Genomic DNA, 19252 nt, shown 5'->3' with positions numbered 1-19252 from the left:
TTATGGTGGTTTCATGACGAATGCGATCTCCATGGACGGCGTGGTCAAGACCTTCGGCGAGGTCCGGGCGCTCGACGGGCTCGACCTGCACGTGGCGACCGGGGAGGTGCACGGCTTCCTCGGGCCGAACGGCGCCGGCAAGTCCACCGCCATGCGGGTCCTGCTCGGGATGCTCCGCACCGAGGCCGGCAGCACCCGGCTTCTGGGCGGGGACCCGTGGAGCCAGGCCTCCGAGCTGCACCGTCGGATCGCCTACGTGCCCGGCGACGTCAACCTCTGGCCGACCCTCACCGGGGGCGAGGTCATCGACCTGCTCGGCCGGATGCGGGGCGGTCTCGACGACCGGCGTCGGGCCGAGCTGCTGGAGCGCTTCGAGCTGGACCCGACCAAGAAGGCACGCACCTACTCCAAGGGCAACCGGCAGAAGGTGGCACTGGTCGCCGCCCTCTCCGCCGACGCCGAGCTGCTGCTCCTCGACGAGCCCACCTCCGGGCTGGACCCGCTGATGGAGGCCGCCTTCCAGCAGTCGGTGGACGAGGCGACCGCCCAGGGCGCCACCGTCCTGCTCTCCAGCCACATCCTCGCCGAGGTCGAGGCCCTGTGCGACAAGGTGAGCATCATCCGTGCCGGCCGCACCGTCCAGAGCGGCACGCTGGCCGACCTGCGGCACCTGACCCGCACCACCGTCGTCGCCGAGACCGCCGACCGCGTGCGGGGCCTGGACGCGCTCCCGGGCGTGCACCACCCGGAGTTCCACGACCACCGGGTCACCTTCGACGTCGACACCGACCACCTGGACGAGGCGATGCGGCTGGTCAGCGCGGCCGGAGTCCGCTCGCTGACGGCGCACCCGCCCACCCTCGAGGAGCTCTTCCTGCGCCAGTACGGCGACGACGTCGCCGCCGCGGACGCGACCGCGGAGCGGACCCGGTCCGGCGACGAGGTGCCGGCGTGAACGCGTTCACCGGCACCCCACACCTGATCCGGCTGATCCTGCGCCGCGACCGGGTCCGGCTCCCGATCTGGATCCTGGCGATCACCGCGCTGGTGGGCGCCACCGCGAGCGCGATCACCGGGCTGTACGAGACCCCGGAGGAGATGGCCGGCTACGCCAGCACGGCCGACTCGCCCGCCACCCGGCTCATGAGCGGCCGCCCGGACGGGCTCGACAACGTCGGCGCGATCACGGCGTACGAGATCTCGGTCAGCGGCCTGGTCGCGGTAGCGCTGATGGTGACCTTCCTCGTCGTCCGGCACACCCGCACCGAGGAGGAGTCCGGGCACGCCGAGCTGCTCCGGGCCACGGTGAGCGGCCGGCACGCCGCGATGCTCGCCGCGGCCGTGGTGGCCACGGCGGCCAGCGTCACGATCGGGATCCTGGACGCCGTGGTCCTGGTCGCGAGCGGCCTCGACCCGGGTGGCTCGGTCCTGCACGGCACCGTGCTGGCCGCGGTCGGTCTGGTCTTCGCGGGCGTGGCGGCGGCCGCCGCGCAGCTCACCTCCGCGAGCCGCAGCGCGCTCGGCATCGCCATGGGCGTGCTGGCGCTGTCCTTCGTCGTCCGCGGTGTCGGTGACGTCGCCGACAACGCCCTGAGCTGGCTGTCCCCGCTGGGCTGGGCGCTGCTCACACAGCCGTACGGCGCCGCCCGCTGGTGGCTGCTGCTGCCGCTGGTCGCGCTCGCCGTCGCCCTCGTCGGCCCCACGGTCTGGCTGACCGCGCACCGGGACGCCGGTGCCGGGATGCTGCACCCGCGCCCCGGACCGGCCCGCGCCCGCGGCTCGCTGGGCACGGCCACGGGACTGGCCTGGCGGCTCCAGCGGGGCTCGATCCTCGGGTGGACCACGGGCCTCGTGCTCGGTGCCCTGCTGATGGGGTCGGTCGGACCCGAGCTCGACGACATGATCGCGGCCAACCCCGACCTGGCCGAGTTCTTCGCCAGCACCGGCGCCGACCCGGTCAGCGCCTTCCTGGTCACGGCGTTCGGCCTGCTCGGGGTGGTCGCCGCCGGCTTCGCGGCCTCCTCGGCGCTGCGCCTGCGCTCGGAGGAGTCGGCCGGTCGCGCCGAGGCGGTGCTCGCGACCGGGCTGTCGCGCACCAGGTGGGCGCTCGGGTCGCTGACGGTCACCGTGGTGGCCACCGTCGTCATCATGGGCCTGATCGGTCTGGCCACCGCCGCCGCCTTCGCGGCCGCGTCCGGTGACAGCAGCTCGTTCGGCACCTTCACGGCCGCCGGGCTGGCGCTCACCCCCGCGGTGCTGGTGGTCGCCGGGCTCGCCGTGCTCCTCACGGGCTGGCTGCCGCGCTACAGCTCGGCCGCCTTCGCCCTGGTCGTGTTCGCGTTCGTGCAGAGCTACCTGGGCAACCTGCTCGACCTGCCCGGGTGGCTCTCCGCGTTCTCGCCGTTCTGGCACCTGGCCGAGATGCCGGTGGAGGACTTCGCGGTGGGGCCTGCCGCCACCGTGCTGGCCGTGGGCCTGGGGCTGGGGGCGCTGGGCATGGTCGGGCTGCGCCGCCGCGACCTCGCCGGGTGAGACCGGTCCGGCGCTAGCCGGCCTCCCGCTCGAGCTCCGGCAGCGTCCCGTTCTCCAGCACCCCGGCGGCGACGTCGCGCAGCTTGGTGTTGGTGTCGTTGGAGGATCGCATCAGCACCTCGAAGGCGCGGTCGAAGCTCACGCCGTACCGGTGCGCCAGCACCCCCTGGGCCATCCCGATCAGGTGCCGGGACTCGAGTGCGGCGGAGAGGCCGGTGATCGTCTTCGCACTGGCCAGCGCGAGCGCGGCATGGGCGGCGTACACGCGGGCCAGCGCCACCGTCGTCGCGTCGAAGGCCCGCGGCCGGCTGCTGTAGAGCGTCAGGGCGCCCAGCGTCTGCTCCTCGACCGCGAGCCGGACGCTCAGCGCGGAGCCCAGGCCGACCGCGGCGGCGGCCGGGGACCAGGTCGGGAAGGCGGTGTCGGCCGGCACGTCCGGCACCAGGCAGTGGTCCTCGTCGAAGGCGGCGATGAGCGTCGGCCCCTCACCGTGCCGGCACTGGAGCTCGTCGAGCACCGAGACGGCGTCGCGGGTGCCGGCCGCCGTGGCGATCCGCCGCCGGCGCTTGCGGACGGCGACCCCGGCCTTCTCGCAGGCGGGCACGACGTCGAGGGCGCGGTGCGCCACTCGCTCGAACGTCACCGACTCCACGGCCTCCCGACCGAGGTCACGACTGACCTCGGCCAACAGCTCCGCGAGTTCCAGGCCCTCACCCATCGACTCTCCTCCGGTGTCAGGGTATTCCCCCGACGGCTCGAGCGTGCGCGACCCGGCGCGGCCGCGGTCCGAGATAATAGCGAGTGCGACTGACCAATCGCCGCGACGGGACGGCCGGCGTCGCCCGCGGCCGGCACCCTGACAGGATGGGCCGGATGGAACCGACCCCCGCGGCCCCGTCCTGGACCGCGCCCGGCGCCCACCCGGTCGCCCCGGGCGTGCACCGGATCCCGCTCCCGCTGCCGATGGACGGCCTACGCGCCGTCAACGTCTACGCCATCGAGACCGCGGACGGCCTCACGCTCATCGACGGGGGCTGGGCGATCGCGGAGTCCCGCGCCCTGCTGGAGAGTGCGCTGGCCTCGATCGACCGGAAGGTCTCCGAGATCACCCGGTTCCTCGTGACCCACGTGCACCGCGACCACTACACGCAGGCCGTCACGGTCCGGCGCGAGTTCGGGTCGCACGTCTCGCTCGGCCTCGGCGACAAGCCCACCATCGACCTGATCCACGCGGAGGGCGACCGCGAGGACCCGCACGTCGAGATGCTCCGTCGGGCCGGCGCCCCGCGGATCGGCACCGCCTGGGCGTCCTACACCCGCGACGCGACGCCCGACCTGGACCTGTGGGGCTACCCGGACACCTGGCTTGACGGCGACCACACGATCGCCCTGCCCGGCCGCGACCTGCAGGCGATCGCGACACCCGGCCACACCCAGGGCCACTTCGTCTTCGCCGACCGCGGGGCCGGCATGCTCTTCGCCGGCGACCACGTGCTGCCGACGATCACCCCGTCGATCGGCTTCGAGCCGGTGCGGGCCGCCCAGCCCCTGGGGGACTTCCTCGGCTCGCTCGCCAAGGTGCGGGCCCTGCCCGACCTGCTGCTCCTGCCGGCACACGGACCGGTCGCCGGCTCCACCCACGCCCGCATCGACGAGCTGCTCCGCTTCCACGAGGAGCGCCTCGACCTGTGCCGGGAGGCGATCGCCGACGAGCCGGCCACGGCGTACGCGGTCGCCCGCCGGCTGCCGTGGACCCGGCACGCCCGCAGGCTCGACGACCTCGACCTGTTCAACGCGGCGCTGGCCACGCTGGAGACCCACGCCCACCTGGACCTGCTCGTCGCCCGGGGCGAGCTGCGGGCGACGCCCGACGACGACGGCACCCTCTACGCGCCGGCCTGACGCCTGACCGGCCGCAGCCGGTCGGCCGGGCGGCCGGGTTTGGGCCCCGGGGCCGCCGGGTAGCGTCCCCTGAACTCGGACTTCGGGAGGCACAGTGTCGGGCATCGTGCGTGAGCAGGGGCAGTACGACTACGAGGCGGACGACCGCGAACCGGCCCGCTCGCCGGCGCTCACCTGGGGCTTCCGGGCACTCGGCCCGGTGCTCGCGCTCGTCGTCTACCTCTCGCTGTCCGGGGCGGACCTGTCCCGGGACGGACGGGTGGTGGCGGCCGTGGCCACCCTCATGGCGGTCTGGTGGATGTCGGAGGCCCTGCCCCTCTCGGCCACCGCGCTGCTCCCGATCGTGCTGTTCCCACCCCTCACCGCGCTCGCGATCGACGACGCGACGCTGCCGTACGCCGACCCGATCGTGTTCCTGTTCCTGGGCGGCTTCCTGATCGCGATCGCCATGCAGAAGTGGAACCTGCATCGCCGGATCGCCCTGCTGACCCTGCGGCGGGTGGGCACGCACCCGCGCCAGATCATCCTCGGCATGATGATCGCGACGGCGTTCCTGTCGATGTGGGTCTCCAACACCGCCACCACGCTGATGATGCTGCCGATCGCGATCAGCGTCCTGACCCTCGTGGTCGAGAACAGCCACCGCGGCGCCGACGGCACCGCCCAGGCCGCCCCGGACGCCGGCGAGCAGCTCAGCAGCGGTCGCGCGGTGAGCGACGTCGTCGACGACAAGGACGTGCGGACCTTCGGGGTGGCGCTGGTCCTCTCGATCGCCTGGGCGGCCTCGATCGGCGGCCTGGGCACCCTCCTCGGCAGCCCGCCGAACGCGATCGTGGCCGGCTACATCAGCACCGAGCTCGGCAAGGAGGTCGGCTTCGTCCAGTGGATGATGCTGGGCCTGCCGATCGTCGTGGTGTTCATCGCGATCGCCTGGCTGGTGATCACCCGGCTGGTCTTCCGGTTCCGGCTGCAGGAGATCCCCGGTGGCGCCGAGCTCATCGACGAGCAGATCGCCGGGCTCGGCCCCATGGCCCGGGGCGAGAAGGTCGTGCTCGCGGTCTTCAGCTCGGCCGCCTTCCTCTGGATCGTGCCGGGGCTGCTGGCCAGCATCGGCGACCTCGGTGAGCGGTTCGCCTGGCTGGACAGCTTCGACGACACCGTGATCGCCCTCGCCGCCGGCGTGGCCCTGTTCCTCGTCCCCGGTGACGACCGGGGCCGGATGACCCTCGACTGGAACGACGCCGAGGAGGGACTCCCCTGGGGTGTCCTGCTCCTCTTCGGTGGCGGACTGAGCCTGGCCGGCGCCGTCGCCGCCACCGGGCTGGACGAGTGGTTCGGTCAGCAGGTCGGTGGCCTCGAGGCGCTCCCGATCGTGCTGCTGCTGGCCGCGGTCGTGGTGATCGTGCTGCTGCTGACCGAGATCACCAGCAACACCGCGACCGCCGCCACCTTCATCCCGGTGCTCGGCGGAGTCGCGGTCGGGATCGGCGTCGACCCGACCACGCTGCTGATCCCGGCGGCCCTGGCCGCGACGTGCGCGTTCATGCTGCCGGTCGGCACGCCGCCGAACGCGATCGTCTTCGGCACCGGCGCGGTGAAGATCAGCGAGATGGCGCGCGGCGGCGTGGTGCTCAACGTGGTGGGTGTCGTGCTGATCACGCTGTTCACGGTGGTCGTCGGCCCGTTCGCGCTCGACCTGGTCATCTAGCCTGCAGCGGTGAGAGTCCGCATCCCAGCCAGGATCGGGGGACCGGCCTCGTCCCGGTCCGCCCGGCTGATGGCGGGAGCCTCCGCGCTGACCACCCTGGGCGCGCTGCCGCCGTTCCTGCTGGGCTCGCAGGCGGTGTGGATCCGGGCCGACCTCGAGGTGGGGCTGGGGCTCTTCGGGGCCGCCGTCAGCGCCTTCTTCGCCTCCGCCGCCGTGTCCTCGGTCCTCGGCGGCGGACTCGTGGACCGGCTCGGCCGGCGCCGTGGGCTGGCGCTCGCGGGAGCGCTGGTCGGTGCCGGCGGCCTGGCCGTCGCCGGGTTGGCCACGGGGCCCGTCAGCCTCCTGGCCTGCATGGTGCTGCTCGGCGCCGGGAACGCCGCCTGCCAGACCACCGCGAACCTGTCCATGGCGCGCGCCCTGCCGCCGCACCGCCGCGGGCTGGGGTTCGGGATCAAGCAGTCGGCGATCCCGCTCGCGATCATGCTCGGCGGGCTGGCCGTGCCCACGACGGGCCAGGCGTTCGGCTGGCGGAGCACGTTCCTCACCACCGGTGTCGTGGGGCTGCTGGTCCTGCTCGGCTCGGCCGTGACCGCGCGGCGTGCCGCGCGTCGGGCAGGCCCCGCGGTGCCCGCCACGGCCGGCACACCGTCCGAGGGGGCGGCCGAGCGACCGCCGGCCGACACCGACCGGCCGCCGCGGCTGCCGCTGGTGCTGTGCGGGCTGGCGATCACGCTGGCCAGCGCGTCGGCGAACTCCCTCGGCGCCTTCGTGGCGTCCTGGGGGTTCCGGGTCGGGCTCACCGCCTCCGAGGCCGGACTGCTGATGGCGGCCGGCTCCCTCGGGTCGATCGTGGTCCGGGTCGCGTCGGGGCACCGCGCCGACCGGCGCACCGGCGGCAACCTGCCCGTGGTGGCGTGGCAGATGTACGCCGGGGCCCTCTGCTTCGTGGGCCTCGCGATCGGCGAGGCCTGGGCGGTGGCCGGCTTCGGGCTGCTCGCCTTCACGGTCGGGTGGGCCTGGCCGGGCCTGCTGCTCTTCGCCGTCGCCCGGATCGGGCGGGACCGGCCGGCCGCCGCCTCGGGCGTGGTCCAGGCCGGCGCCTTCGCGGGCGGCGCCGTGGGGCCGCTGGTCTTCGGCATCCTCGTGGGTCAGGTGGGCTACGCCCCCGCCTGGCTGGCCGGTGCCGTGCTCTTCGTCGCCGCCGGCTCGCTGATCCTGCTGGCCCGCCGGCTGTTCATCGCCGACCTGCGGACCCGCCCGCCGCGTGACCCGGTGGCCTGGGGCGGCGGGCGCCGGGGGCCGACCTGAGGCCGCTCGCGACGGGCCCTGTAGCCTGATCGGCACAGACAGGGGAGCCCTCCCGAACCACGGCCGCGAGCCGGCCACGGGGGAGCTGAGAGTGCGGAACCGCCGCAGACCCTCACGACCTGATCCGGTTAGCACCGGCGAAGGGAGTCGGAACATGTTGCGTCGTCTCACGACCACGGCCCGATCCATGATCGGCGCCACGATCACCACCGTCACCGCATTGGCGCTCGCGTCCTGCACGCTCGCCACGGAGTCCGGCGAGGACGCCTCCGGGACGCCGGACCGGAGCGCCGAGCCCGGGTCCACGGTGGTGCTGGTGACCCACGAGTCGTTCAAGCTGCCGAAGAAGCTGATCCGTCGCTTCGAGCGGGAGTCCGGGCTCGAGCTGGAGGTCCGCCCCGCGGGGGACGCCGGCTCGCTCACCAACCGGCTCGTGCTCACCGGCGAGGACCCGATCGGCGACGTGGCGTTCGGCGTCGACAACACCTTCGCCTCCCGGGCGCTCGAGGCCGGCGTGTTCGCCGAGTACGACGCCCCGGTGCCGCCGGGTGCCGAGGACCTCGCAGTGCCCGAGGGCGAGGGCCGGCTGGCGCCGGTCGACCAGGGGTCGGTGTGCATCAACGTCGACACCGCCTGGTTCGAGCGCAGCGACCTCGAGCCTCCGGCCACGCTCGACGACCTCACCGACCCGGCGTACGAGGATCTGCTCGTCGTCCCCGGCGCACCCACCAGCTCGCCGGGGATGGCCTTCCTGCTGAGCACGATTGCGGAGTACGGCGAGGACTGGCCCGGCTACTGGGAGGACCTCATGGCCAACGGCGCCAAGCTCACCGACGGCTGGAGCGACGCCTACTTCGTCGACTTCACCGGCGGCGGGGGCGGCGGCAAGCGGCCGATCGTGGTCTCCTACGACAGCTCGCCGGCGTTCACGGTCGACGAGAGGTCCGGGGAGACGACCACCGCCGCCCTGCTCGACACCTGCTTCCGGCAGGTGGAGTACGCCGGGGTCCTGGCGAACGCCGAGAACCCGGCCGGGGCCGAGGAGGTCGTGGACTTCCTGCTCGGCGAGGAGGTGCAGGCCGCGCTGCCCGAGAACATGTACGTGTTCCCCGTGGACGGTGAGACCGAGCTGCCCGAGGACTGGGCCCGGTTCGCCATCCAGCCCGACGAGACCTACTCGGTCGACCCCGCCGAGATCGCCGAGAACCGCGCCGAGTGGCTGACCGAGTGGACCGACGTCACCACCCGCTGAGCCGGCTGCTCACGCTCGCGGGCCTGGCCGCGGGTCCGCTGCTGGTCGTCGGGGTCTTCTTCCTCCTGCCGGTCAGCGGCATGGTCGCGCAGGGCTTCGTCGTCGACGGCCGGTTCGCGCCGGGGGAGGTGCTCGAGGTCCTGGCCCGGCCGCGGGTGCGACGGGTCGTGTGGTTCACGCTCTGGTCGGCGGCCGCCGGAACGGCGCTGACGCTCCTGCTCGGGGTGCCGACCGCGTACGCGCTCTACCGGCTGCGCCTCCCCGGCCGGGCCGTCCTGCGGGCCGCGCTGCTGGTGCCGTTCGTGCTGCCGACGGTCGTGGTCGGGGTGGCCTTCCGGCAGCTGATCGGCGAGGCCGGGCCGCTGGGCGGGCTCGGGCTGGACGGCACCCCGGTGGCGATCATCGCGGCCCTCGTCTTCTTCAACCTCGCGGTCGTGGTCCGCACCGTCGGCTCCAGCTGGGAGTCCCTCGACCCGCGGCCCGCAGAGGCGGCCGCGGCGCTGGGGGCCGCGCCGCTGCGGGTGTTCCTCACCGTCACCCTGCCCGCGCTGCGCGGTGCGGTGGTCTCGGCGGCCAGCGTGGTCTTCCTGTTCTGCGCCACCGCCTTCGGGGTCGTGCTGGTGCTGGGAGGCCTGCGCTACGCCACAGTGGAGACCGAGATCTACCTGCTGACCAACAACCTGCTCGACCTCCAGGCCGCGGCGGCGCTCTCGCTGCTGCAGCTGCTGGTGGTGACCGTCCTGCTCGTCGTCGCGCACCGGGCCCGGAGCCGACGCGCGGCGCCGATCGACCGCCGTACGCCGGCCCCGGCACGGCCGGGCCGCGGGGACCTCCCGGCGCTGGCGGCCACGGCCCTCGCGCTGGTGCTGGTGGCGCTGCCCCTCGGCACCCTGCTCGCCGGGTCGTTGCGGGTGGGTGAGGGCTGGGGCCTGGACAACTACCGTGCCCTGGGCACGACCGGCTCCGGGCGGGCGCTGGTGGTGCCGGTCACCGAGGCCCTCGGCAACTCGCTGCGCACGGCCGTGGACGCCACCTGGATGTCGCTCGCCATGGGGCTGCTCGTCGCCGTCGTGGTGACCCGCCGCTCCCGCTCGACGGTCGAGCGGCGGGTCCGGGCCGGGCTGGACGGGCTCTTCATGCTGCCGCTGGGGGTCTCCGCGGTGACCCTCGGCTTCGGCTTCCTGATCACCCTCGACCAGCCGCCGGTCGACCTGAGGGACTCGCCGCTGCTGGTGCCCATCGCCCAGGCGCTGGTCGCCCTGCCGCTCGTGGTCCGCACCATCGTGCCGGTGCTCGCCGGCATCGACGACCGTCAGCGCCAGGCCGCCGCGTCGCTGGGGGCCTCCCCGCTCCGGATCCTGGCCAGCATCGACCTGGCCGCGCTGCGGCAGCCCCTGCTCGCCGCCGGCGGGTTCGCGTTCGCGGTCTCGCTAGGCGAGTTCGGGGCGACCTCGTTCCTGGCCCGCGCCGAGCACCCGACGGTCCCGGTGGTGATCTTCCGGCTGATCGGCAGCCCGGGGCTCGACAACCTCGGCATGGCGCTGGCCGCCTCGGTGGTGCTGGCCGGCGCCACCGCCGTGGTGATGCTGCTCGTCGAACGGCTCCGGGTGCCGGGCCTGGGAGGGTTCTGAGGATGACGGAGACGGGGCTCGAGCTGGACGGCGTGACCGTGCGCTTCGACGGCACCCCGGTCGTCGACCGGGTCGGGATGCGGCTCCCGGCGGGGGCGGTGCTCGCGGTGCTCGGCCCGTCCGGCTGTGGCAAGTCCACGCTGCTGCGGGCGGTCGCCGGCCTGGAGCCGCTCGACGACGGTGTGATCCGGTACGCCGGCAGGGACCTGCACGGTGTCCCGACGCACCGGCGCGGGTTCGCGCTGATGTTCCAGGACGGCCAGCTCTTCGCGCACCGCAGTGTCGCGGAGAACGTCGGCTACCCGTTGCGGATCCGGCGCCGCCCGCGGCGCGAGTCGGCGGGACGGGTCGAGGAGCTGCTGTCGCTTGTCGGTCTTGAGGGGTACGGCGACCGGTCGCCCGCGACGCTCTCCGGTGGGGAGCGGCAGCGGGTGGCGCTGGCCCGGGCCCTGGCCGTCGAGCCCCGGCTGCTGCTGCTCGACGAGCCGCTCTCGGCACTGGACAGCAGCCTGCGCTCGCGGCTGGCCGGCGACCTGCGCAGCATCCTGGTCGCCGCCGGGACGACGGCCCTGCTCGTCACCCACGACCACGACGAGGCGTTCGCCGTGGCCGACCGGATCGCGCTGATGCGCTCGGGCCGGCTGGTGCAGCAGGGCACGCCGGGCGAGGTCTGGCGCGCGCCCGCCGACGCCGAGGCGGCTCGCTTCCTCGGCTACGCGTCCGTGCTGGACGGCGATCCGGCCCGCCGCGTCCTCGCGGCGGCCGGACTGCCGACGGGGCACCAGGTGGCGCTGCGCCGTTCCGCCCTGGCCGTCGCCGAGGACGGTCCGCTCGTGGGCACGGTCCGCTCGGCCCGGGCCACGCCCGAGGCGCTCCGCCTGGTCGTCGACGTCGCCGGGGTCGGTGAGGTGGAGGCCGTGGCCCACGGTTCGGGCGTCGGGCCCGGGGAGCGGGTCCGACTGGCGGTCGATCCGGGGCGGCTGGCCGAGGTCCCGATGGACTGAGCCCTTCGCTCGGTCCCTAGAATGCAGGAATGTATCGCCGGGCCTACGCACTCCTGCTCGGAGTCGCCCTGCTCATGGCGTCGCTCGCGGTGCTCACCGCGACCAGTCTCGACAAGCAGATCGTGGACCCCGAGGGCTTCCTGGGCCCGGCCTACACCCGGGTGCCGCTGCTGATCCTCGGTGCGCTGCTGCTGGACATGCTGCCCCGGGCGGTCTGGGTCTCGCGCGGCAAGCCGCGGCTGATGTGGCCCGTGGTGGTCGAGCGCTGGCGCTCGCACTGGAACCGGGAGCGGCTCACCCTCGTCGTCATGGGCCTGGTCTGCTTCTACATCACCTACGTGAGCTACCGGAACCTGAAGTCCTTCCTGCCGGAGGCGATGGGCACCGAGAAGTACGACCGCCCCCTGCACCTGCTCGACCAGGCGCTCTTCCTGGGCAGCGAGCCGGCGGTGGTGCTGCACGCCGTCCTCGGGACCGGCGTCGTGGCCCACTTCCTGTCCTTCATCTACCTGGCGTTCCTGCCGATGGTGCCGCTCGGGCTGACCGCGTGGCTGATCTGGTCGCGCAACATCAGCTTCGGCTACTGGTTCGCCACCTCGCAGACCCTGGCCTGGAGCCTGGGGACCGCGTCGTACTACGCGCTGCCGACGCTGGGCCCGGGCTTCGAGTACTCCTGGCTCTACAACGACCTCGACAACACCGGCACCACCCAGCTGATGGACTCGCTGTACAACGGGCGGGAGGCGGTCCTGTTCTGGGACGGCTTCGACGGGGCGGTGCAGTCGGTGGCCGGCTTCGCCAGCCTGCACGTCGCGATCACGCTGCTGGTGGCCCTGATGGCGCAGTACACCCTCCGCACCCGGTGGGTGCACTGGGTGCTGTGGTTCAACTTCGTGACCACGGTGGTCGCCACCCTCTACTTCGGGTGGCACTACGTCGCCGACGACATCGCCGGGGTCGCGATCGCGCTGATCTCCTTCTACATCGGCGGCCTGGCGTCCGGCCAGAAGTTCGACCGGCACGGCCTGGCCAGCCACCCGACGACGACCACCTCCAAGGTCCCCGTCGACGACGCCTGACCCGACCCGTCGCTTGTGTCGGGTTGAGGACCGCCGACCCGTCGTTTGCGTCGGGCTCAGGGCCGCCGACCCGTCGCTTGTGTCCGGATTCGTCCGAGTTCGACGAATTACAACAGCGTGGTTCGTCAAGCCGACGCGCCGAGAAAGTCGAAAAAAGTTGTGAAAGTTGTTTCACTTGTGACTCGTGAGCACTAGCGTGCTTGACGTTGCCTCGGACGAAAGGGAAGTCGCCCGAGGCAACACGACGACAAGGGGAGCCGAACGTGCGTAGGCAGACCGTCGGGCGCCGCTGCGGGCTGGCCGTCCTGACCGGGGTGATGCTGCTCGGAACGACCGCCCCGCTGGCTGGTGCCGCCCCCGGCGAGGCTCCCTCGAAGGACGAGGTCGCGGCGGCCCAGGAGGCGGCCGGCGCCAAGAGCCGGGACGTGGCCGCGGTGCAGACCGACCTGGTGCTGGCCAACGAGCGGCTCCAGGCATCCGGCGTCCGCGCCGCCCAGGCCGCGGAGGCCTACAACGCCAGCCGGTGGCAGCTCGCCGAGGCGCGGCGCGAGGTGCGACGTGCCGAGGCCGACGTCGCGGTGGCCGTGGCCTCGCTGGGCGAGCACGAGCGCGGGTACGGCGACGTGCTCGCGTCGGCGTACGAGATGTCCCCCGAGATGACCGCGCTCGCGGCGATGGTCGGCGAGGACGGCATCGACGGCGTCGTCGAGCAGGCCAACACGATGTACAGCATGACCTCGGCGATGGACGAGGCCCAGGCCGGCTACGAGGCGGCCCTGGACGTGGCCGGTCTCGCCACCGACCGGGCGGAGCGGGCTCGCTCGGCCGCGGCGGAGCTCGAGGCGGCCGCCGCCGAGAAGCGGGACGCGGCCCGGTCCGAGCAGCGCTCCGCGCTCGCCGAGGCGACCGCCGTGACCCGGGAGAAGGAGCGGCTGATCGCCGAGCTGGCCCGGCTGCAGGACATCTCCGTGTCCCTGGCCTCACAGCGGCAGTCCGCGCTGGAGGCGGCGGCCCAGCAGCGCGCGGCCGACGCCGCGGCCGCCGAGCAGCAGGCCTCCGACGCCGCCGCCGCGGCCGCCTCTGAGGCAAGCGCGTCGGGGGGCGACACCCCAGCGGCGTCGCAGCCGGCACCGAACACCGGCGGCGGATCGGCGGCCGGCTCCCAGCCCGACCGCCAGCCCGCGCCCGAGCCCGCCCCCGCGCCGGCTCCCCAGCCCGACCCGCAGCCCAGCCCCCAGCCCGACCCGCAGCCCACCCCCGCGCCGCAGCCCGACCCGGCCCCACCGCCGCCGTCGGTCTCCGGGGCCCAGCGCGCCATCGCCTTCGCCAAGCAGCAGCTCGGCGAGCCGTACCGGTGGGGCGCCGCCGGCCCGGGTGCCTGGGACTGCTCCGGGCTGACGATGCGGGCCTGGCAGCAGGGCGGCAAGTCGCTGCCGCACTACTCGGTGGGCCAGTACTCCGCCGGGACCGCGATCGGCTCCTCCCAGCTGCGCGCCGGCGACCTGGTGTTCTGGGGGTCCTCGAGCAGTCCGTCGTCGATCTACCACGTCGGCCTCTACATCGGGAACGGCCAGATGATCCACGCGCCGCGCACCGGGCGACCGGTCGTCCAGGAGTCGATCTACTACTGGATCCCGCCGAACTTCTTCGCCCGCCCCTGACGGTCCCGGACGCCGCCGCGGTCCTCGGTGGCAGAGTGAGGCCATGGCCTACGAGCAGCCCGTCGTCGACGTCCCCGCCCTGACCGCCCTCCTCGACGGCAGGTACGCCGAGGTGCGGGCGCTGGTCCGCACGAACCTGGTCCGCCACGCCGGCATCCTCGAGGAGGCCGAGCGGCTCGACCGCGACGACTACCGGGACCGCGTGCGCGACCTGGTGATCGAGATGGCCGCGACCGGCCAGACCGGGATGGGCTTCCCCACCGAGTACGGCGGGGGCGGCGACATCGGCGCGTCCGTGGCGGCGTTCGAGACCCTCGCCTTCGGCGACCTGTCGGTGCTGGTGAAGGTCGGCGTCCAGTTCGGCCTGTTCGGTGGCGCGATCCTGCAGCTGGGCACCCGGCGGCACCACGAGGCCCACCTCGAGGACCTGGTCACCGGCCGGCTCATGGGCTGCTTCGCCATGACCGAGAGCGGGCACGGGTCCAACGTGCAGGCCCTCGCCACCGTCGCGACGTACGACGCGGCGACCGAGGAGTTCGTCATCGAGACGCCGGACGACACCGCCCGCAAGGACTGGATCGGCAACGCCGCCCGGCACGCCGAGACGGCCGTCGTCTTCGCACAGCTCGAGGTGGCCGGCGAGCGGCACGGGGTGCACGCGTTCGTGGTCCCGCTGCGCCGCGACGGCGCCGTCGTCGAGGGGGTGCGGATCGAGGACTGCGGCCAGAAGATGGGCCTCAACGGCGTCGACAACGGCCGGATCTGGTTCGACCGGGTGCGGGTGCCGCGCGAGGCCCTGCTGAACCGGTTCGCCGACGTCACGATGGACGGCACCTACACCTCACCGATCGAGAACCAGAACCGGCGCTTCTTCACGATGCTCGGCACCCTCGTGCAGGGCCGCGTCTGCGTCGGCGGGGCCGGCGTCAACGCCGCCAAGGTGGCGCTGACGATCGCCACCCGGTACGCCGACCGGCGCCGGCAGTTCGAGGCCACCTCCGAGGGCCGGGAGGAGCTGCTGCTCGACTACGGCATGCACCAGCGGCGGCTCCTGCCGCTGATCGCCCGCACCTACGCCCTGCACTTCGCCCAGGAGGTCGTGGCCGGCCGGCTGCACGAGGTGTTCTCGGGTCTCGCCGAGGACGAGCGCGCCCGGCGCGCGCTGGAGTCCGAGGCGGCCGGCCTCAAGGCGCTCGCGACCTGGCACGCGTCCGGGGCGATCCAGGAGTGCCGGGAGGCGTGCGGTGGCGCCGGCTACCGCTCGGAGAACCGGTTCGACGCGCTCAAGGCCGACACCGACGTGTTCACCACCTTCGAGGGCGACAACCACGTCCTCCTCCAGCTGGTGGCCAAGGGCCTGCTCACCGACTACTCCAGCGAGTTCGAGGAGATGGACCAGTTCGGGCTGGTGCGCTTCGTCGCCGGGCTCGCGGTGGAGACGGTCGTGGAGCGCACCAGCGCCCACAAGCTGCTGGAGCGGCTCAAGGACGCCCTGCCCGGGGGCGACGAGTGGGACCAGGAGGCCGGGCTGCTGGACCCCGACTACCACCTGACCATGCTCCGGTTCCGCGAGGAGCACATGCTCGCCGGGGCCGCCCGACGGCTCAAGCGCGGCGTCGACCAGGGCATGGACCTCGGCGAGGTCTTCTCCCGGGTGCAGGACCACGTCATCGGCGCCGCCCGGGCCCACGTGGAGCGGCTGGTGCTCGAGGCGTTCGTGGAGAAGCTGGCCGGCCTCGACGACGGCGACCTGAAGGTGGCGCTGGGACTGCTCTCGGACCTCTACGCGCTGAGCACGATCGAGGCCGACCGCGGCTGGTTCATGGAGCACGGCCGACTCAGCTCGGCCCGCTCGAAGGCGATCTCGCGGGAGGTCTCGGACCTGTGCCGCAAGATCCGCCCGCTCGCGGTCGACCTCGTGGACGCGTTCGGCGTCCCGGAGGAGATGCTGCGCGCCCCGGAGCTGCTCACCTGGGGTGACTGAGCCCTCCGTGCCCCCGGGGTGGGGTCAGTGCTTGCCGCCGGTCTTCTTGAAGCGCTCGATCGAGGCGAGCACCTCGGCCTCGGCCTCGTCCCGGCCGACCCAGTTGGCGCCCTCGACGGACTTGCCGGGCTCGAGGTCCTTGTAGACCTCGAAGAAGTGCTGGATCTCCAGCCGGTCGAACTTCGAGACGTGGTTGATGTCGCGCAGGTGCTCGAGGCGGGGGTCGTGCGTGGGGACGCAGAGGACCTTGTCGTCGCCTCCGGCCTCGTCGGTCATCCGGAACATGCCGATCGCCCGGCAGGCGATGAGGCACCCCGGGAAGGTGGGCGCCTGGAGGACCACCAGCGCGTCGAGCGGGTCGCCGTCCTGGCCGAGCGTGTTCTCGATGTACCCGTAGTCGTTGGGGTACGCGGTCGAGGTGAACAGCATGCGATCGAGGCGGATCCGCCCGGACTCATGGTCGACCTCGTACTTGTTGCGCTCACCCTTGGGGATCTCCACCAGCACGTCGAACTCCAGCACGTCTGCCTCCACACTCGATCGATCGGGCGACCCGGACGGCGGGTCAGGGTCATCCTCGCGCACAATGGCCCCGAACGCTCACTCGGAAGGACCCAGGCCGTGGCTCGAGGTGACACACGCCACTCCCGGCGTCGCCGCAACGGCAGACCCGGCCGCCTCGGGTACTGGCTGCCGACGCTGCTCGTGCTGGCGATCCTCGCCGCCGCGTTCGCCTCCTTCGAGTACGACGTCCCCGGCCGACTCGGCTGGAGCGAACCGCCGGAACCGGCCGCCGTGGCACCCCCGAGCGGACTCGACCTGCCGGAGCTGGCCGCGCCGACCCCGGTCGCGGCCGCCGCCGCTGGGGCGGCCGACCCGCGTCGGGTGCGCCGCGCGCTGCGTCCCCACCTCGGCGACGACGACCTCGGCCCGCACACCTCGATCGCGGTCGCCGGACCGGGTGGCACCGTGCTCTTCGACAACGACGGCGGACCCGCCACCCCCGCCTCGACGATGAAGCTCCTGACCGGCGTCGCCGCGCTCGAGGCCCTCGGCCCCGAGCGCAGCTTCGAGACCCGGGTCGACCGCGTGGGCCGGGGCCGGCTGGTGCTGGTCGGCGGCGGTGACCCCTCCCTGCGCCGCCGGCCGAGCGGCTCGGGTGCCGACCCGGCGTACGCGGACCTCGCCACGCTGGCCGGCGAGACGGCGGCGGCGCTGCTCGCCGACGGGAGGGGCCGGGTCCGGCTCGACTACGACGACTCCCTCTTCAGCGGGCCGACCGCGAGCCCGCACTGGCCCGCGTCGTACGTCGGCGACGGTGTCGTCGCGCCGATCGTCGCCCTGTGGGTGAACGAGGGGGCGCGGGCCGACGGCTTCGGGTTCGAGCCGGACCCGGCCCGTGCCGCGGCGGCGGCCTTCGTCGAGGAGCTGGAGGCGGCCGGCCTCGAGGTGACCGCCGAGCCGCGCAGGGTCGCGGACGTCGCCGGCGCCGAGGTGGCGGCGGTCCGGAGCCCACCGGTCCGTCAGCTCGTGGAGCGGGTGCTGGCGGTCAGTGACAACGAGGGCGCCGAGGTGCTGGCGCACCACGTCGGGCTGGCCGAGTCCGGTGCCGGCTCGTTCGCGGGCGCGGCGGCGGGAGTGCGGGCCGTGCTGGAGCGGCTGGGGGTGCCGCTCAAGGGCGCGGTCATCCGCGACGGCAGCGGCCTGTCCCGGATGAACCGGCTCGCCCCCGCCACGCTGCTGGCCGTGCTGGGGCTGGCCGAGTCCGACCGGCACCCCGACCTGCGCGGCGTGGTGACCGGGCTGCCGGTGGCCGGCTTCACCGGGTCGCTCGCCCGACGCTTCGTCGACGTCCCGGCGGCCGGTCCGGGCCGGGTCCGCGCCAAGACCGGCACCCTCAGCGGGGTGCACGGCCTGGCCGGCGTCACCGCAGACCTGGACGGCAACGTGCTGACGTTCGTGCTGCTGGCCGACCGGGTCCGGCTCGCCGACACCCTCGACGCCCGGGCCGCCCTCGACGACATGGCCTCCGCCCTCGCCGACTGCCGCTGCTCCTGAGCCGGGCCGCCGGGTGCGGACCGCCCGCGTAGGGTTCCGGTCATGACGGACGAGCCGAAGCAGGCCACGATGGTGGACTGGGAGACCGCGGTGCGCATCGGCACCCGGTTCGCCGGGCAGGGCCCGGAGGTCTCCCGCGACGAGGCGGACGCCGTGGTGGCCGAGCTCCGCGCCGGGGCGGAGCTGTCCACGCCGCTGGTGCGCGAGTTCACCGGGCTCACCGCCGCCGAGCGCACCGCGCCCGTGCTGGTCGTGGACCGGCCCGGCTGGGTGCGCGCCAACGCGGAGGGGTTCGCGACGATCCTGCAGCCGGTCGTGGAGCGGCTGACCGAGAAGAAGGGCGTGCCGGGGCCGGTGGCGCAGATGATCGGGTCCCGGGTCACCGGCGCCGAGGTCGGTCTGCTGCTCGGGTTCATGGGCTCGAAGGTGCTCGGCCAGTTCGACCCCTTCCACGGGCTGGAGGGGTCCTCGGGCCGGTCGGGGTCGGCGTCGTCGGGTCCGGCCGCGCACGGCCGGCTGCTGCTGGTGGCACCCAACATCGTCCACGTCGAGCGGGAGATCGACGCCGACCCGACCGACTTCCGGCTGTGGGTGTGCCTGCACGAGGAGACCCACCGGGTGCAGTTCACCGCCGTCCCGTGGATGCGCGACCACCTGCTCTCGGAGATGGACGCGCTCGTCGGCTCGGTCGAGCCCACCCGGGCCCTCGAGGACGGCTTCGCCAAGATCTCGGAGGCGCTGCGCGGCGGCGGCAGCCTGCTGGACCTGGTCAGCACGCCGGAGCAGCGGGAGGTCGTCGACCGGATCACGGGCGTGATGTCGCTCCTCGAGGGGCACGCGGACGTGGTCATGGACGGTGTCGGGCCCGAGGTGATCCCCACCGTCGCCGACATCCGGCGCCGGTTCACCGAGCGGCGCAAGGGGGTCGGGGTGCTCGACAAGGTCCTGCGCCGGCTCCTCGGGCTGGACGCGAAGATGGCGCAGTACCGCGACGGGGCGATCTTCGTCCGCGGGGTCGTCGGCGACGTGGGCATGGAGGGCTTCAACGCCGTCTGGGCCGAGCCCGGCAACCTGCCCTCGAAGGCCGAGATCGCCGACCCGTCGGCCTGGGTGGCCCGGGTGCACGGCTGACC

Annotated in this window: 15 protein-coding genes and 1 riboswitch; of the genes, 13 read left to right on the top strand and 2 right to left on the bottom strand. The window is 73.8% G+C overall.

The window, feature by feature from the left end; genetic code table 11:
* Window positions 1-13: 13 nt before the first annotated feature.
* Both IE331_RS14795 and IE331_RS14790 read left to right on the top strand, forming a co-directional pair.
* Entirely contained in the window at window positions 14-955 is a 942-nt protein-coding gene (locus tag IE331_RS14795; RefSeq protein WP_192144225.1) for an ABC transporter ATP-binding protein, read from the top strand.
* Window positions 952-2532, top strand: a complete 1581-nt coding sequence (locus tag IE331_RS14790; protein ID WP_192144224.1) for an ABC transporter permease — start codon at window positions 952-954, stop codon at window positions 2530-2532. Before IE331_RS14795 ends, IE331_RS14790 begins: the two co-directional genes overlap by 4 nt.
* A gap of 13 nt (window positions 2533-2545) precedes the next feature.
* Here IE331_RS14790 and IE331_RS14785 read toward each other — a convergent pair whose 3' ends face one another.
* The gene (locus IE331_RS14785; protein ID WP_192144223.1) at window positions 2546-3250 is read right to left on the bottom strand and encodes a GAF and ANTAR domain-containing protein; all 705 of its coding nucleotides are present in this window, start codon (window positions 3248-3250) and stop codon (window positions 2546-2548) included.
* A 155-nt stretch (window positions 3251-3405) separates the two neighbouring features.
* On the opposite strand from IE331_RS14785, the gene IE331_RS14780 reads away from it, so the two are divergent.
* The 9 genes from IE331_RS14780 to IE331_RS14740 all read left to right on the top strand — a co-directional run bounded on the left by IE331_RS14780 (window position 3406) and on the right by IE331_RS14740 (window position 16061).
* Window positions 3406-4434: an MBL fold metallo-hydrolase gene (locus IE331_RS14780; RefSeq protein WP_192144222.1), complete on the top strand. Its 1029-nt coding sequence runs from the start codon at window positions 3406-3408 to the stop codon at window positions 4432-4434.
* 106 nt (window positions 4435-4540) lie between these two features.
* Window positions 4541-6142 carry an SLC13 family permease gene (locus IE331_RS14775; RefSeq protein WP_201931817.1) on the top strand — a complete coding sequence of 534 codons (1602 nt, stop codon included), beginning with the start codon at window positions 4541-4543 and terminating at the stop codon, window positions 6140-6142.
* A 9-nt stretch (window positions 6143-6151) separates the two neighbouring features.
* Window positions 6152-7450 (top strand): MFS transporter, encoded by a 1299-nt coding sequence (locus IE331_RS14770; protein WP_192144220.1) that lies wholly within the window; start codon window positions 6152-6154, stop codon window positions 7448-7450.
* A gap of 30 nt (window positions 7451-7480) precedes the next feature.
* Window positions 7481-7613: riboswitch (TPP riboswitch) on the top strand.
* The gene (locus IE331_RS14765; RefSeq protein ID WP_201931816.1) at window positions 7605-8702 is read left to right on the top strand and encodes a thiamine ABC transporter substrate-binding protein; all 1098 of its coding nucleotides are present in this window, start codon (window positions 7605-7607) and stop codon (window positions 8700-8702) included. It overlaps the preceding riboswitch by 9 nt.
* Window positions 8678-10333 carry an ABC transporter permease gene (locus IE331_RS14760; protein ID WP_201931815.1) on the top strand — a complete coding sequence of 552 codons (1656 nt, stop codon included), beginning with the start codon at window positions 8678-8680 and terminating at the stop codon, window positions 10331-10333. Before IE331_RS14765 ends, IE331_RS14760 begins: the two co-directional genes overlap by 25 nt.
* A 2-nt stretch (window positions 10334-10335) precedes the next feature.
* Window positions 10336-11337: an ABC transporter ATP-binding protein gene (locus IE331_RS14755; protein WP_192144219.1), complete on the top strand. Its 1002-nt coding sequence runs from the start codon at window positions 10336-10338 to the stop codon at window positions 11335-11337.
* A 29-nt stretch (window positions 11338-11366) separates the two neighbouring features.
* The gene (locus IE331_RS14750; RefSeq protein ID WP_192144218.1) at window positions 11367-12416 is read left to right on the top strand and encodes a phosphatase PAP2 family protein; all 1050 of its coding nucleotides are present in this window, start codon (window positions 11367-11369) and stop codon (window positions 12414-12416) included.
* Between the two features lie 263 nt (window positions 12417-12679).
* Window positions 12680-14077: a C40 family peptidase gene (locus tag IE331_RS14745; protein ID WP_192144217.1), complete on the top strand. Its 1398-nt coding sequence runs from the start codon at window positions 12680-12682 to the stop codon at window positions 14075-14077.
* 43 nt (window positions 14078-14120) lie between these two features.
* Window positions 14121-16061 (top strand): acyl-CoA dehydrogenase family protein, encoded by a 1941-nt coding sequence (locus tag IE331_RS14740; RefSeq protein WP_192144216.1) that lies wholly within the window; start codon window positions 14121-14123, stop codon window positions 16059-16061.
* Between the two features lie 24 nt (window positions 16062-16085).
* Here IE331_RS14740 and IE331_RS14735 read toward each other — a convergent pair whose 3' ends face one another.
* A complete protein-coding gene (locus IE331_RS14735; protein WP_192144315.1) occupies window positions 16086-16580 on the bottom strand; it encodes an inorganic diphosphatase in 495 nt (164 codons plus the stop codon).
* 102 nt (window positions 16581-16682) lie between these two features.
* On the opposite strand from IE331_RS14735, the gene dacB reads away from it, so the two are divergent.
* The gene (gene dacB / locus IE331_RS14730; RefSeq protein WP_192144215.1) at window positions 16683-18119 is read left to right on the top strand and encodes a D-alanyl-D-alanine carboxypeptidase/D-alanyl-D-alanine endopeptidase; all 1437 of its coding nucleotides are present in this window, start codon (window positions 16683-16685) and stop codon (window positions 18117-18119) included.
* Window positions 18120-18161: 42 nt separating this feature from the next.
* The gene (locus IE331_RS14725; RefSeq protein ID WP_201931814.1) at window positions 18162-19250 is read left to right on the top strand and encodes a zinc-dependent metalloprotease; all 1089 of its coding nucleotides are present in this window, start codon (window positions 18162-18164) and stop codon (window positions 19248-19250) included.
* Window positions 19251-19252: the final 2 nt, after the last annotated feature.

Origin of the sequence: Nocardioides donggukensis (genome assembly GCF_014842875.1) — a bacterium.
Taxonomy (GTDB): Bacteria; Actinomycetota; Actinomycetes; order Propionibacteriales; family Nocardioidaceae; genus Nocardioides; species Nocardioides donggukensis.
This window is presented reverse-complemented; position numbering and strand designations above follow the sequence as displayed.